The 14,940-nt window shown below is 68.4% G+C and carries 11 protein-coding genes; 7 read left to right on the top strand and 4 right to left on the bottom strand.

Annotated elements, in window-relative coordinates; translation table 11 throughout:
* The first annotated feature begins 122 nt into the window (after positions 1-122).
* A complete protein-coding gene (locus tag AORI_RS65490) occupies positions 123-6,503 on the top strand; it encodes a DUF7927 domain-containing protein (RefSeq protein ID WP_046199824.1) in 6,381 nt (2,126 codons plus the stop codon).
* A 142-nt stretch (positions 6,504-6,645) separates the two neighbouring features.
* Here the strand turns inward: AORI_RS65490 and AORI_RS65485 are convergent, their stop codons facing one another.
* A complete protein-coding gene (locus AORI_RS65485) occupies positions 6,646-7,059 on the bottom strand; it encodes a RidA family protein (RefSeq protein WP_016335233.1) in 414 nt (137 codons plus the stop codon).
* A gap of 107 nt (positions 7,060-7,166) precedes the next feature.
* Between AORI_RS65485 and AORI_RS65480 the strand changes: the two genes are divergently transcribed.
* Complete coding sequence (locus tag AORI_RS65480; RefSeq protein WP_043848957.1) at positions 7,167-7,817, top strand: maleylpyruvate isomerase family mycothiol-dependent enzyme; 651 nt, start codon at positions 7,167-7,169, stop codon at positions 7,815-7,817.
* Here AORI_RS65480 and AORI_RS65475 read toward each other — a convergent pair.
* Positions 7,808-8,137, bottom strand: coding sequence for a rhodanese-like domain-containing protein (locus AORI_RS65475; protein WP_016335231.1), 330 nt, complete (start codon positions 8,135-8,137; stop codon positions 7,808-7,810). The genes AORI_RS65480 and AORI_RS65475 overlap by 10 nt on opposite strands.
* A gap of 81 nt (positions 8,138-8,218) precedes the next feature.
* On the opposite strand from AORI_RS65475, the gene AORI_RS65470 reads away from it, so the two are divergent.
* From AORI_RS65470 to AORI_RS65455, 4 genes are all read left to right on the top strand, one after another.
* Positions 8,219-8,794 carry a TetR/AcrR family transcriptional regulator gene (locus AORI_RS65470; protein WP_016335230.1) on the top strand — a complete coding sequence of 192 codons (576 nt, stop codon included), beginning with the start codon at positions 8,219-8,221 and terminating at the stop codon, positions 8,792-8,794.
* 29 nt (positions 8,795-8,823) lie between these two features.
* On the top strand, positions 8,824-9,210 hold the full coding sequence (locus tag AORI_RS65465; RefSeq protein ID WP_228688174.1) for a hypothetical protein: 387 nt from the start codon (positions 8,824-8,826) through the stop codon (positions 9,208-9,210).
* A gap of 55 nt (positions 9,211-9,265) precedes the next feature.
* Positions 9,266-11,536 carry a protein translocase subunit SecD gene (secD, locus tag AORI_RS65460; RefSeq protein ID WP_016335228.1) on the top strand — a complete coding sequence of 757 codons (2,271 nt, stop codon included), beginning with the start codon at positions 9,266-9,268 and terminating at the stop codon, positions 11,534-11,536.
* 92 nt (positions 11,537-11,628) lie between these two features.
* A complete protein-coding gene (locus AORI_RS65455) occupies positions 11,629-12,822 on the top strand; it encodes a cation:proton antiporter (protein WP_016335227.1) in 1,194 nt (397 codons plus the stop codon).
* A gap of 87 nt (positions 12,823-12,909) precedes the next feature.
* Here the strand turns inward: AORI_RS65455 and AORI_RS84610 are convergent, their stop codons facing one another.
* The gene (locus AORI_RS84610) at positions 12,910-13,035 is read right to left on the bottom strand and encodes a hypothetical protein (protein WP_267283960.1); all 126 of its coding nucleotides are present in this window, start codon (positions 13,033-13,035) and stop codon (positions 12,910-12,912) included.
* Positions 12,993-13,781: a hypothetical protein gene (locus AORI_RS65450; protein ID WP_016335226.1), complete on the bottom strand. Its 789-nt coding sequence runs from the start codon at positions 13,779-13,781 to the stop codon at positions 12,993-12,995. Before AORI_RS65450 ends, AORI_RS84610 begins: the two co-directional genes overlap by 43 nt.
* 162 nt (positions 13,782-13,943) lie before the next feature.
* On the opposite strand from AORI_RS65450, the gene AORI_RS65445 reads away from it, so the two are divergent.
* Positions 13,944-14,927, top strand: a complete 984-nt coding sequence (locus tag AORI_RS65445; RefSeq protein ID WP_016335225.1) for a LysR family transcriptional regulator — start codon at positions 13,944-13,946, stop codon at positions 14,925-14,927.
* Positions 14,928-14,940: the final 13 nt, after the last annotated feature.

Here is a 14,940-nt window from a genome sequence, read left to right as displayed (position 1 = left end):
GGACACCGCTGCTCCCGCTTGCCGACGACGATCTTGCCGACTCAGGATGACCGTCGATCGGGCTCGCTGACCCCGCCGTCCTGACCTGGGCCGACGGGAGCGAGGGGTGAGGCGGAGGCGGCATGGCGGAACGTCGTGGGCGGAATCGGTGGCGCCGGGGCGTGGCATTGCTCTCGGTGGTCGTCGTGGCCCTGCTGATGGGCGCCCCGCTGCCCGCGAACGCCCAGATCCAGCCGCGCGGAGCGGGCACCGAACGGCCGATCGGGCCGGAGCCGGTGTACTCCGGGCTGGCGCACGGCGGCATCACGATGGCCGCCAACTCCGTCGTGCAGTGCGGCGTCGGCGTCGTCTGCAACGAGTCCGCGAGCAACGCGAGCCCGGTGTCGTGGATCAAGACCGACCCGGCCGCGCCGGGCAACACCGCGTCCGCCGCGAACCTGAACGTCCCCGCCGGCGCCAAGGTGCTCAACGCCCGGCTGTACTGGCAGTTCAACCCGGTCGCCAGCAGCGGGACCTCCGGCGACGGGAGCCGGGGCAACCAGGTCTCCATCAAGGCCCCGGGCTCCGGCGCGTATCAGCGCATCACCGCCGAAAGCTATGACTGGTTCCCCGCGACCACCACGGGCGGGGTCCCGACGCTGTACGCCTACGGTGGCGCGGCCGACGTCACGTCGCTCGTGACGAACGCCGGTGCCGGGTCGTACACGGTCGCCGACATCCAGGCCTGCCAGGGCCAGTCGATCAGCCGGACGAACCTCGGCTGCTGGGGTGGCTGGTCGCTGGTGGTGGCCTACGAACTGCCCAGTGAGCCGTTGCGGTACCTGCAGGTCTGGGACGGGATGCAGGTGGTCGCGGGCGGCAGCACACCGAGTTCGGCGACCATCGCGCTGAGCGGGATCAAGGCCCCGACCTCGCGTCAGCCCAACGTCGAACTCGGCATCGTCGCGGGCGACGGCGACGCGCCCATCACCGGCGACTACCTCCAGGTCGGCCCGGACGCCTCCAGCCTGCAGACGATCGCCATGCCCGCGCCCGGCGGGGTGGCGACCAACAACGCCTTCAGCAGCCGCATCGACCAGGTCACGGCCACCGGCTCGGGCACGAACGTCACGTCGCGGACTCCCAATCCGGTGAACAACGTCGGGTACGACGCCCGCAGCATCGACATCACCGGCAAGGTCCCCGCGGGGACCACCGCGCTCCAGGTGAAGATCGGCACCGTCGGCGACGCGCTGTACCCGCAGACGATCTGGCTCGTCACCGACGCGCTCGAACCGGATCTGCAGATCACCAAGGCCAACGACCCGGTCGGCAACACCGACGACAACCCGCCGGGCTACGTCACCAAGGGCGGCGAGATCACCTACACCTTCGACGTCGCCAACCGGCACGCCGACGGCTCCACCACCGACCTCGACACCGCGACGAACGTCGTGCTCACCGACACCCTGCCCGACGGCGTCACGTTCGTGGCCGGGTCCAATCCGGACTGTTCGGCGGCCGGGCAGGTGGTCACGTGCAACCTCCGGAATCTGAGGCCGGGGCAGTCACAGAAGGTCGCGTTCAAGGTCAAGGTCGGACTCGACGTGCCGGACGGCACCAAACTCGACAACACCGGCAAGCTGACCTTCCGCGGCGAGGACACCGGACGACCGCAGGAACGCACGTCGAACACGGTGCGGAACACGGTCGCCTCGCCCGGGTATCAGCTGACGAAGACCGTCGACCTCGCGGAGGCGATCCCCGGCGACACCCTGACGTATCAGGTGACGCTGCGGAACACCGGCGTGATCCCCGTTCCCGCGCTCACGGTGCGCGACACGCTGCCGCCGGGAACGACCTACGTGTCGTCCACTCCCTCGAAGGGCACCACGTCCGGAACCGGGCCGATCGACTGGGCCGTGAGCGGTCTCGCGGTCGGCGAGATCGCCACGCTGACCGTGCGCGTGAAGGTCGAGGAAGCCGCCATCGGCAAGGAACTCGTGAACCGCGCGAACGTGCCGACCGGACCGCCGCCGATCGTCCCGCCGGACAACCGCTGCCCGGACGATCCCACGGCCGCGTGCGCGAAGACCAAGGTGCCGTCGCCGTCGTACACGGTGACGAAGACCGCGGACAAGGAGTCCGCCGACCCCGGCGACACCGTGCGCTACAAGGTCGTCGTCGCCAACACCGGCAAGGTGACCGCGGCGGACCTCAAGGTCGTGGACGATCTGACCGGGGTGCTCGACGACGCGGTCTATCAGAACGACGCCACCGCGTCGCCCGGCTCGGTGTCCTACGTGGAACCGAAGCTGACCTGGACCGGCACGCTCGCCGCGGGACAGAGCGCGGAGTTCACCTACTCGGTCAAGGTGAAGAACCCGAACACCGGTGACAACCGGCTCAAGAACGTGGTGACGTCGGAGACGCCGGGTGGGAACTGTCCGCCGGGTTCGACGGATCCGAAGTGCGGTACGACGACGCCGGTCTCGGGGCTGTTGATCGAGAAGTCGGTCGACAAGCAGTCGGCGAATCCGGGCGATGTCGTGAAGTACACGGTCACCGTGAAGAACACCGGGCAGACGAAGCTGACCGGTGCGACGTTCACCGACGACCTGACGCAGGTGCTCGACGACGCCGTTTACCAGAACGATGGTGCGGCGACGATCGGTGGCGTCACGTACGCGGCACCGAAGTTGACGTGGACGGGCGATCTCGAAGTCGGTGCCACGTCCACGGTGACGTACACGGTGAAGGTCAAGAATCCCAACACGGGCGACAACGTGTTGAGGAATGCGGTGTCGTCGGAGACGCCGGGTGGGAACTGTCCGCCGGGCTCGACGGATCCGAAGTGTGGGACCACGACGCCGGTGTCGGGGTTGCTGATCGAGAAGTCGGTCGACAAGCAGTCGGCGAATCCGGGCGACGTGGTGAAGTACACGGTCACCGTGAAGAACACCGGGCAGACGAAGCTGACCGGTGCGACGTTCACCGATGACCTGACGCAGGTGTTGGACGACGCGGACTATCAGAATGATGGTGCGGCGACGATCGGTCGTGTCACGTATGCGGCGCCGAAGTTGACGTGGACCGGCGATCTGGAGATCGGTGCCACGTCCACGGTGACGTACACGGTGAAGGTGAAGAGCCCGAACACCGGTGACAAGAAACTGTCCAATGTGGTCACTTCGGAGACGCCGGGTGGGAACTGCCCGCCGGGGTCCACGGATCCGAAGTGCGGGACCACCACGCCGGTTTCAGGGTTGCTGATCGAGAAGTCGGTCGACAAGCAGTCGGCGAATCCGGGCGATGTCGTGAAGTACACGGTCACTGTGAAGAACACGGGCCAGACGAAGCTGACCGGTGCGACGTTCACCGATGACCTGACGCAGGTGTTGGACGACGCGGACTATCAGAATGATGGTGCGGCGACGATCGGTGGTGTCACGTATGCGGCGCCGAAGTTGACGTGGACCGGCGATCTGGAGATCGGTGCCACGTCCACGGTGACGTACTCGGTCAAGGTGAAGAGTCCGAACACGGGCGACAACCTGCTGAAGAACGCGGTGTCGTCCGAGACGCCGGGTGGGAACTGCCCGCCGGGGTCGACGGATCCGAAGTGCGGCACGACCACACCGGTTTCCGGTTTGCAGATCGAGAAGTCCGTGGACAAGCAGTCGGCGAATCCCGGCGACGTGGTGCAGTACACGGTCACCGTGCGGAACACGGGCCAGACGAAGCTGACCGGTGCCACCTTCACCGATGACCTGACACAGGTTCTCGACGATGCCGACTACCAGAATGACGGTGCGGCGACGATCGGTGGCGTCACGTATGCGGCGCCGAAGCTGACGTGGACGGGCGACCTTGAAATCGGCGCCACGTCGACCGTCACGTACTCGGTCAAGGTCAAGAACCCTGCTCCGGGCGACAAGAAGCTCATCAACACGGTCACGTCGGAGACGCCGGGTGGCAACTGCCCGCCGGGCTCGACGGATCCGAAGTGCGGCACCACGACACCGGTTTCCGGCTTGAAGATCGAGAAGTCGGTCGACAAGCAGTCCGCGAATCCCGGCGATGTCGTGAAGTACACGGTGACCGTCACCAACACCGGTCAGACGAAGATCGCCGGTGCGACGTTCACCGATGACCTGACGCAGGTGCTCGACGATGCCGACTACCAGAACGATGGTGCGGCGACGATCGGTGGCGTCACCTACGCGGCGCCGAAGCTGACGTGGACGGGCGATCTCGAAGTCGGTGCGACCGCTACGGTGACCTACACGGTCAAGGTGAAGAACCCGAACACCGGTGACAACCGGCTCAAGAACGTCGTGACCTCGGAGACGCCGGGCGGGAACTGCCCGCCGGGCTCGACCGATCCGGACTGTGGCACGGAGACCCCGGTTTCTGGCCTGGAGATCAAGAAGACGGTCGACAAGAAGTCTGCGAACCCCGGTGACGTCGTGAAGTACACGGTCACGGTGCGGAACACCGGCCAGACGAAGCTGACCGGTGCCACCTTCACCGACGACCTCACCCAGGTGCTCGACGACGCCGTTTACCGCAACGACGGCGCGGCGACCATCGGCGGCGTCACCTATGCGACGCCGAAGCTGACCTGGACCGGCGATCTCGAAATCGGTGCCACCGCCACGGTGACCTACTCGGTCCAGGTGAAGAACCCTGGCGACGGCGACAAGAAACTGTCCAATGTGGTCACTTCGGAGACTCCGGGCAACAACTGCCCGCCGGGTTCGACCGATCCGGACTGCGGCACGACGACGCCGGTGTCCGGGCTGCTCATCAAGAAGACCGCCGACAAGAAGTCGGTCGACCCCGGTGACACGGTGAAGTACACGATCACCGTCACCAACACCGGGCAGACCGAACAGGCCGGCGCCACCTTCACCGACGACATGACCGAGGTCCTGGACGACGCCGACTATCAGAACGACGGTGCGGCGACGATCGGTGGCGTGACCTACGCGGCGCCGAAGCTGACGTGGACCGGCTCGCTGGGCATCGGGCAGACCTCGACCATCACCTACACGGTCAAGATCAAGAACCCGAACCCCGGTGACAAGAAACTGTCCAATGTGGTCACCTCGGACACGCCGGGCAACAACTGCCCGCCGGATTCGACCGATCCGAACTGTGTCGCGGACGTGCCGTCCCGCGAACTGACGGTCAAGAAGACGTCGGACAAGCAGACCGCGAACCCGGGCGACGTCGTCACCTACACCGTGACCGTCACCAACACCGGCAAGGTCCCGCTGGTCGGCGAGGACGCCGCACGGGTCACGGACGACCTGTCCGAGGTGCTGGACGACGCCGACTATGCCGACGACGCCACGGCGGCCCCGGTCGCCGGGACGTTCTCCTTCGCCGCGCCGAACCTGGTGTGGGTGGGCGATCTCCCGGTCGGGGCGACGACCACGCTGAAGTATTCGGTGAAGGTGAAGAACCCGGTGACGGGGGATCACGAACTGCGGAACACCGTCAGCACCAACACTCCGGGCACCTGCCCGCCACAGTCCGACGACCCGGCGTGTTCCACCGTCACCCCGGTGCCCGGGATCTCGCTGGAGAAGAAGGCGGACAAGGCCACGGCGAACCCGGGTGACGTCGTGAAGTACACGGTGACCGTGCGCAACACGGGCAAGACGAAGCTGACCGGTGCGACGTTCACCGACGACCTCACCGAGGTCCTCGACGACGCCGTGTTCCAGAAGGACGGTGCGGCGACGATCGGTTCGGTGACCTACGAGGAACCGAAGCTGACGTGGACCGGCGACCTGGAGATCGGGCAGACGTCGACGGTGACGTACAGCGTCAAGGTCACCAAGACCGACGGCGACGGCAAGCTCACCAACGTGATCACGTCCGACACCCCGGGCGGCAACTGCCCGCCGGGCAGCAAGGATCCGAAGTGCGGTACGACGACACCGCTTTCCAGCTTGAAGATCAAGAAGACGGTCGACAAGACGGAGGCGAAGCCGGGCGAGGTCGTCACGTACACCGTCACGGTGGAGAACACCGGGCAGGCCGTGGTGGACGACGCGACGTTCACCGACGACCTGAGCCAGGTGCTGGACGACGCGACGTTCGACGGCACCGCGAAGGCGAGCATGGGCACGGTCACCTACTCCACGCCGAAGCTCACCTGGAAGGGCGAGCTGAAGCCGGGGGAGAAGGCGACTGTCACCTACGCAGTCACCGTGCGGAAGCCGGCGACCGGTGACCACCGCCTCCGCAACGTCATCACGTCGGACACGCCCGGCGGCAACTGCCCGCCGGGTTCGGCGAACCCCGACTGCGGCACCGACACCACAGTGCCGCCGACACCTCCGACGCCGCAGCCGCCGGAGAAGCCGAACCCGCAGCCGCCGACCACCCCGCGTCCGCCCGGTCTGGCCGTGACCGGCTCACCGGTGAAGACGATGACGGTGCTGGCGTTCGGGATGCTGGCCATCGGCGCGCTGCTGCTCCTCGCCGGACGGAGGCGCCGGGAGTCCTGACCGGACAGACGCGGCGTGCGCGAAGGCGTAACTCGCGTGATCAGGCGCGTAACTCGCGTGATTGGAGGCCGCACTCGGTGTTCCGCCTCTGATCACGCGAGTTACGCCTTCCATCACGTGAGTTACGCGCCTGATCACCGTCCTAAACGGCGCGCGGCACCGCGATCAGGGCTTCGACCTCGACGACGAGCTCGGGCCGGGCAAGGGCCGCCACGACGATCAGCGATTGGGCGGGCCAGTCCGCTTCCGGGTACCAGCGGGTGAAGGTCTCGCGCATCGCCGTGCGGAACCCGGCGAGGTGTTCGGTGCCGGACAGCATGCTGAACACCTTGACCAGGTGCTCGGGTCCGGCACCCGACGCTTCGAGCAGCCGCTCGAGGTTGCCGAGCAACGCGCGGGTCTGGGACTCGGCGTCCGGTCCGGCGAGTTCGCCGTCGGGCAGCACGCCGATCTGACCGGACACGACCACGAGTTCGTGATCGGCGGGCACGCGGACCAGATGGCTGTACGGGCCGATCGGCGCCGCGACGGTCTCCGGATTCCAGCGCTGGATCATCAGTCCTCTTCTTTCGTCCACTCGGGAAAATCGTCTCCAACGTACCGATGATTCCGGGCCGCGTCGGGAGTCTCACCTTCGACGAACGACGACTGGAAGGGTTCCGGATGACGGATTCAGGAACGAAGACCGAGCTTTGGCCGCTGGTCCACGCCGAGCGGGCGGCGCTGGCGGACGACCTCGCGGGGCTCACCGAGGAGCGATGGGAGACGCCGTCGCTGTGTGCCGGGCTGACGGTGCGCGAGGTGCTCGCGCACGTCACCGCGGGGGCGAGCCTCACGCCGTTGAGGTGGATGGCCGGGGTGATCCGCTGCCGGTGGGACTTCGACAAGCAGGTCGCCATGCGGCTCGCCGAGCAGATGGGGGATGACGGCGCCGAGACGCTGGAGCGTTTCCGCCGCGTGGTCACCAGCACGACGAAACCGCCGTTGCCCAAGATCGCGATGCTGGGTGAGGCGATCGTGCACGCCGAGGACATCCGCCGTCCGCTGGGCCTTCGCCGCGACTACCCGATCCCCGTCCTCACCGAACTGGCCGGGTACTACGGAGGCTCGGACATGGTGGTGACGGCGAAGGGGCGCATCGGCGGGTTGCGGCTGCAAGCCACCGACGGCCCCTTCGCCGCCGGATCCGGGCCGCTCGTCTCGGGCACGACCTTGGCGCTGATCATGGCCATGACCGGACGGGCGGCCTATCTCGCCGAACTCGACGGCGACGGGGTCGCGATCCTGCGGGAACGCGCCCCTGCTCAGACCTGAGACTCGAGCGGCAGGCCCGCGCCGGCCCAGTCCTCGATGCCTTCCCGGTACTTGCGGACGTCGGTGTAGCCCAGCGCGGTGAGCCGGTCGGCGACCTGGCCGCTGTTGGGGCAGGCGGGGTTCGAGCAGTAGGTGACGATGGCGGCGCCGCGATCGGGCAGCACGGTCGCGGCGTGCGCGTCGACGTCGGCGAGCACGAGGGGAACGGCGCCGGGCAGATGCTGCTTGGCGTAGTACTCGCCACCCAGCGCGTCGACCACCGTCACGGTCTTCGCGTCGATCGCGGCCTTCAGCTCGTCACGGGTGATGAGTGCGGTCATGTCGCTACCTCCAGTTAATCGGACTATAGTCCGCATGTGCCTCACGACCATAACGGACCGCAGTCCGCTTTTGCAACGTCGTTGGAACTCCTGCGCACGCCGCCGCCCAAGGAGCGTGCCGACGCCGCCCGCAACCGGGCCGCGATCCTGGACGCGGCGGCGGCACTGTTCGCCGAGCACGGGGTGGATGCGGTGTCGATGGATCAGGTCGCGGCGGCCGCGGGGGTGGGCAAGGGGACGCTCTTCCGCCGCTTCGGTGACAAGGCCGGGCTGGCCGTCGCGCTGCTGGACGCGCGCGAACGCCTGCTCCAGGAAGGAATCCTGCACGGGCCGCCGCCACTGGGCCCGGGCGCTCCGCCGGCCGAGAGGCTCGTGGCCTTCGCCGACGCGTATGTCGGCTATGTGCTCGAACACCTGCCACTGGTGCGGATGTCGGAGACCGCCGCGCCGGGTGCGCGCTACCGCATCGGGGCGTACCGGTTCTGGCACCGGCATGTCGCGATCCTGCTCGACGGCACCCCCGACCCGGAGCACGCCGCGCACGCCCTGCTGGCCCCGCTGGCGGCCGAGCATCTGACCGCCCTGCTGCCGGAACTGGGGGAGGACCGCGTCCGCGCCGGGATCACGCGCCTGTGGCGGGCGGCCGGATCCCAGTAGGGTGTCGGCGAGAACCCGGGAGTGTGTCGATGACGGTGGAAAGCAGGACGACGGCCGCGCAGGCCGTGCCGGTGCTGCTCGCCGCCGTGCTGACCGCGCTCGGCCTGTTTTTCGCGCTCCACTCGGGCGGTTCCGCTTCGGCGGACGAGCCGCGCGGGGCGAACGCGACGGTCGACTCCTCGGTCTCCAAGGCCGTCGCGCCGGTGCGCGCCGCGGGCAGGCTCGCCGCCGAACCCGCGCTCCTGGGTGTGCATGGTCACGGTGATCTGCCTCTCTTCGGCACCGTCCCGCACGGGCCCGCGTCGACGACGCTGCTCCGCCTCAGCGAACTCCACGACGAAGCCACTCCCGCCTCGCGCACGGCGAACCGCCTCGCGCCGGGCGATCGCGCTCCTCCTTTCCCGGTAGCCGTCTGACGCTCACGGGCGCGTATCCGCGTGCCCGAACCGGGAAATCACCAAGGAGAACTTCGTGCCGCGCGAAACCGCGCGACGAGGCATGACCGGGCGAGCCGTCGTCTCGCTGGTCGTCCTCGCCGCGACCCTGTACCTGTTGCTGACCACCGCCCCGAGACTGGGGCTCGATCTGCGTGGTGGCACGCAGATCGTGCTGGAGACCAAGGATTCGCCCACCGTCACCGCCGACGCGGAGACCACCGACCGGACACTCGAGGTGCTGCGCCGCCGCGTCGACGCGCTGGGAGTCGCCGAGCCGATGCTGGCCCGCTCGGGGGACAACCGGATCATCGTCGAACTACCCGGCGTCCGGGATCCGCGCGAGGCCGTCGAAGTGATCGGCCGTACCGCGCAGCTGTCCTTCCATCCCGTACTCGCCTCCGGCGCCGCGGACTCCCGTGTCCTCAACGACGAGAGCGGGCAGCCGATCGCCCTGGGGCCCGCCGCGCTGACCGGCGAAGGCGTAGACGAGGCGCGCTCGTCGATCGATTCGCAGGGCGGCGGCTGGCTCGTTTCGGTCGACTTCAAAGGAGATTCCGGTCGTGCGTGGGAGCGTCTGACCGGCCAGGCCGCCTGCTCGCCGCCGGGTGATCCCGCCCGCCGGGTGGCGATCGCGCTCGACGACAAGGTGATTTCGTCGCCGCAAGTGAGCCCTCAGGTCGCCTGCGGCGTCGGGATCGTCGGTGGGAGTACGCAGATCACCGGGAGGTTCTCGCCCGCCGAGGCCAAGGATCTGGCGTTGCTGATCAACGCCGGCGCGCTGCCGACCCCGGTCGAGATCATGGAGCAGCGCACCGTCGGGCCCACCCTCGGTGCCGCCGCCATCGACGCCAGCGCCCGCGCCGCCGTGATCGGACTGGCGCTGACCGCGCTGTTCCTGCTCGCGGTGTACCGCCTGGCCGGGCTGATCGCCGTGGGCGCGCTGGTGGCGTACGCGGCCGTGTCCTATGCCGCGCTGCTCGCCGTCGGCGCGACGCTGACCTTGCCGGGGCTCGCCGGGTTCGTGCTGGCGATCGGCATGGCCGTCGACGCCACGGTGCTCGTCTTCGAACGGGCGAGAGAGGAACATTCCGTCAAGCGGGGCGGCTCACTGCCACGCTCGGTCAGCCGCGGGTTCAGCGGCGCGTTGTCGGCGATCGTCGATTCGAACGTGACCACCCTGCTCGCCGCGGGCCTGTTGTTCTGGCTGGCGTCCGGTCCGGTGCGCGGTTTCGGGGTGACGCTGTCGATCGGCGTCGTCGTCGCGTTGTTCATCTCGCTCGTGCTCACGCGTTTGCTGCTGCACCTCACGATGCGGGGTGTGGTCGCGCGCAGATCGCGGCTGTCCGGGCTCACCCACGAAGGCCGGGTCCGGCAGTGGGTGAACCGCCGCGATCCCGCATTCCTCGGGAAACCGAAACGCTGGCTGATGGTGGCGGGCGCGGTCGTGATCGCCGCGATCGCGGGGCTGTTCGTGGCCGGGCCGAATCTCGGCGTCGAGTTCACCGGCGGCCGGGTCGTCGAATACAGCACTTCGGCGCCCGCCGACGTCGAGCGGGTCCGTGACGCGGTGTCCGACGCCGGATTCCCCCGCGCCGTCGTGCAGATGTCCGGCGAGAAGGACATCTCGGTCCGCACCGAGCCGATCGACGAGGACGCCACCGAACGGATCCGGGCCGCCGTCGCCGGGGTCGCGGGCGACACCACCGAGATCCGCGACGAGAAGATCGGCCCGAGCCTCGGCGCCGAACTGCGTACCAAGGCGGTGATCGCGCTCGGCCTCGCGGTGCTGGCGCAGCTGATCTACCTGGCGGTGCGGTTCGACTGGCGGCTGGGTCTGGCCACGGTGGCCGCACTCGCCCAGGACGTCCTGATCATCCTCGGGATCTTCGCCTGGCTGGGCAAGTCGATGGACGGCGTCTTCCTCGCCGCGCTGCTGACGGTGATCGGCTATTCGGTCAACGACTCGGTGGTGGTCTTCGACCGGGTCCGGGAAGTGCGGGGACAACGCCGCAAGGAGCCGTTCCCGCGCGTCGTCGGCACGGCGGTGCTGCAGACGTTGCCACGGACGATCAACACCGGCATCGGGGTGCTGTTCGTCCTCGGGGCGTTGCTGGTCCTCGGGGACGGCTCGCTGGCCGACTTCGCCCTCGCGCTCCTGCTCGGTCTCGTCGCGGGGACGGTGTCCACAGTGGCCACCGCGGGGCCCGTCGCGATCCTGCTCGACAAGCGGTGGCCCGGGGCGGGCCGTCCCGTCCGGAAGGCGAATCCGACACGGCAGCGGGACGACAACGGCGCGGTGGTGTGATCGACGTTCCTTTGTGGACCGCCGCGCTCCACCCAGCCTCTATGCTCGTTCACGGTGGCAGGGGAGTCCACCGGGAACGAGGGGCGGGGTAGATGATCCAGAGCGTGCTCGTCGGCGCGGTCGTCGTGCTGGCCTGGACGATGACCGCGGCACGGCTGGAACGCTGGCAGATCACCGCGCCGATGGCGATGGTCGCGGCCGGGCTGGCGATCGGGTTCACCACCCGCAACGATCTCGGCAACGGGCTCAACACCGAGATCGCGCTCAACGCGGCGGAACTGATCCTCGCGCTGCTGCTGTTCGTGGACGCCACCGCGGTCAAGGGCGGTTATCTCGGCCACGACGCGAAAACGGCGGTGCGGCTGCTGCTGATCGCGTTGCCGCTGACGATCCTGATCGTCATGGGCGTCGGCCTGCTGACGTTGCCGGGACTCGGCTGGGCGGCGGTCCTGCTGATCGCCTGCATCATCGCCCCGACGGATTTCGCGCCGGCGACGTCGGTGGTGCATGACGTCCGGGTGCCCGAACGCGTGCGGCATCTGCTGAACGTCGAGAGCGGCTACAACGACGGCGTCGTCGCGCCGGTCTTCATCTTCGCGCTGACCCTCGCGGGGAGCCATCACCAGGCGAACACGCCCGGCGAGGCGCTGCAGGCCGCGATCCCGGCGGCGTTGCTGGCCGTGCTGGCGGGCTCCGTCATCGGGGCGGTGGCGGCGGTGGCGATGAACGTGACGGCCAAACACGGCTGGTCGACCCGGCATTCCGCGCGGGTCGCGGCCGTCGCGCTGCCGCTGCTGACCTACACCGCCGCCGTCGCGATCGGCGGCAACGGGTTCGTCGCCGCGTTCATCTGCGGGATCGCGTACAAGACCGCCCGGCATCCCGGCGAGGAGGAGCTCGGGCTCGCCGAGGACGTCAGTTCGCTGTGCGGGCTGCTGATGTGGTTCGTCTTCGGCAGCACCGCGGTGCTGGTGCTGTCGTTCGGGCTCACGTGGGGCATCGTGCTCGTCAGCCTCGTCGCGCTGACCGTCGCCCGGCTGATCCCGGTGCTGCTCACCTTGCTGCGCACGGATTTCCGCTGGAAGGACCGGATGACCATCGGCCTGCTGGCCCCGCGCGGCGCGGCGTCGATCGTGTTCGGGCTGCTGGCCTTCAACTCGCTCGACGGCGAGGCGGCCGACGTCGCGCTGAGCGTGATGTCGGTGACCGTGCTGGCGAGCGTCGCCGCGCACGGCGTGGGGGCTTCGGCGTTCCTGAACCGCAAGTCGAAGAGGACCGTGGGCTGAAGGCTCCCTTCACCGCATCAGATGCGGTGAAGGGAGCCTTCAGCCCACTTACGATCGTCCGGCCGGCGTTTCCGAACCGTTATCGGGTCACTTGCCCGCAGCCTCCACGTCGTCCACGGCCAGCTCGGCCAGCGCGCGCAACCGTTCTTCGAGTTTGCCGTAGTTGTTGTTCACCGGGGTGTTGCGGGCTGGTCCGCGGCGGACAGCGGCCAAGGCGTGCCGTCCTCCCACAGCCGCTCGGCCTCGTCGGCGAAGTGCCGGTACCAGGGCGCGTCCTTCGGTTCCACTGTGAACACCGGCGAGGCTTCACCGGTGGGCCGGTATTCGTAGTGCTGCACGCAGATCAGTCCCCGTTTGGTGGAGACGTCGAGACAGTTGAAGCCCGCGGAGGAGATCCGCGACGACACCCGGACCTCCAGCCTGCCGCTCGTCCTGCTCTTCAAGGATGTCAGTTCGTCCAAGGTCGCGAGGATCCGTTGCCGCAGCCGTCCTTGTCCGAGACTTGGGGAAATCCGGCGATCTGCGACTTCGACGAGCGCTTCGTCGGTCGGGTCCAGGACGAGTACCCGGATCCGTCCGCCCACTTCCAGGATCGACCGGATATCGCTGCGCATGCCCTGCACGGTCCTGGTCATCGAATGACCGATGAGCAGGATGTCGAAGGCCGCCGCGCGCCGGGAGATGAGATCCGCGGGGAACTCCGGCTCGAAGAGCGCCGCGGGGCCGCCGCGATTCGAATCCCGGACCTGTTCGGTCAGCCGCCGCGAGCGGATCTGGGAGAAGGCGAGCAGGGCCAGCAGCGCCGTCACCACGGAAGAAAGCGTTTTGACGTCCGAGATCCCGGTCGCGCCCAGGACGGTGAACGCCAGGGCGACGGTGCCCAGTACGTACAGATCCAGGTTGTCGTCGGTGATCACGCGCGCCAGCGACCGCCGGATCCGTCCACGCTCGTCCGCCACTGAACCCCCTCGTCGTCGGTTGCGTGGAGACAGTATCGGCCGGACGCCCCGGCGTGTCCGGGATTGCTGACATCGATGGCATCACGCGAACCAACCGATACGAAGCCATTTGGCTCAACCATTTGTCTGGTCCAGTCCAGTTATGTCTACTAACGTAGAGGGATGGAGCTGGAACTGCGCCACCTGCGCATCATGTGCGCGATCGCCGAACTCGGGAGTATCACCAAGGCGGCGAACACGCTCGGAATGGCCCAGCCTGCACTGACAGCACAACTGAAGCGCATCGAACGGACCCTCGGCGGGAAGCTGTTCCTGCGCGATCACACGGGCACCCGGCCGACCGCGCTCGGCCTCCTCGTCCTCGACCGGGCCAAGATGGTGCTCCCCGCCGTGTCGTCGCTGCACGACGAGGCGGCACGGCTGGCCCAGCACGCGGGCACCGGCGAGCCGGTGACCTTGCGGCTCGGCTCGGCGACGGGGCCGATGCTCGGGGCGCTCCTGCAGCGCCTCGGCACCACCCATCCCGACATCCACGTCGCCACGCATACGTCGTGGTCGGCCAACAAACTCGCGGACATGACCGCCGAAGGCGCGCTGGACTTCGCCTTCGTCGGCGTCTGCGGTGACGCGGCCCCACCGCCGGAGCCCGGTCTCCGCTGGCGGACGCTCGCGCATCATCCGGTGTTCGTGCTGATGTCCGCGCGCGACGAGCGCGCGCAGCAGAACGAGGTCGAACTCGGCGACCTCGCGGACGAACGGTGGTGCGCGACGCCGGGCGACGGATGCTTCGGCGACTGTTTCGCGTCCGCGTGCGCGCGGTCGGGATTCACGCCGCGTTCGTTGTACGAGACCGATGTGCTGACCTGTATAGAAATGGTCGAATCGGGGCACGCGGTGGTGTTGTGCCAGCCGCTGTTCCACGAGATCCCGGGGATCGTCGCGGTCCCGATCGCGGGGAATCCGCTGAGCTGGCGGAATCTCGTCGGCTGGTCGGAGCGCGGGGAGATGGGTCCCTTCGCCGCGGAGATGATCGCGCTGTCTCGGGCGGTGTACGGCGAACTCATCGACCGGCGGCCGACCTACTCGAAGTATCTGGAGTTGAATCCGGGTTATGGCGTCGACTACACGGACGCGGGAGTGGGCTGACCAGCGCGGAAGC

The sequence above is a fragment of the Amycolatopsis keratiniphila genome (assembly GCF_000400635.2).
Lineage (GTDB): Bacteria > Actinomycetota > Actinomycetes > Mycobacteriales > Pseudonocardiaceae > Amycolatopsis > Amycolatopsis keratiniphila.
Note: the sequence above shows the minus strand (reverse complement) of the source record. Positions and strands in the feature narration are given on the sequence as shown.

What these genes read in the sequence shown, in the direction of transcription:
- AORI_RS65485 (WP_016335233.1), bottom strand. Translation starts at nt 7,059, where the DNA reads ATGATCCAGCGCTGGAATCCGGAGACCGTCGCGGCGCCGATCGGCCCG.
- AORI_RS65480 (WP_043848957.1), top strand. Translation starts at nt 7,167, where the DNA reads ATGACGGATTCAGGAACGAAGACCGAGCTTTGGCCGCTGGTCCACGCC.
- AORI_RS65465 (WP_228688174.1), top strand. Translation starts at nt 8,824, where the DNA reads ATGACGGTGGAAAGCAGGACGACGGCCGCGCAGGCCGTGCCGGTGCTG.
- AORI_RS65475 (WP_016335231.1), bottom strand. Translation starts at nt 8,137, where the DNA reads ATGACCGCACTCATCACCCGTGACGAGCTGAAGGCCGCGATCGACGCG.
- AORI_RS65455 (WP_016335227.1), top strand. Translation starts at nt 11,629, where the DNA reads ATGATCCAGAGCGTGCTCGTCGGCGCGGTCGTCGTGCTGGCCTGGACG.
- AORI_RS65445 (WP_016335225.1), top strand. Translation starts at nt 13,944, where the DNA reads ATGGAGCTGGAACTGCGCCACCTGCGCATCATGTGCGCGATCGCCGAA.
- AORI_RS65490 (WP_046199824.1), top strand. Translation starts at nt 123, where the DNA reads ATGGCGGAACGTCGTGGGCGGAATCGGTGGCGCCGGGGCGTGGCATTG.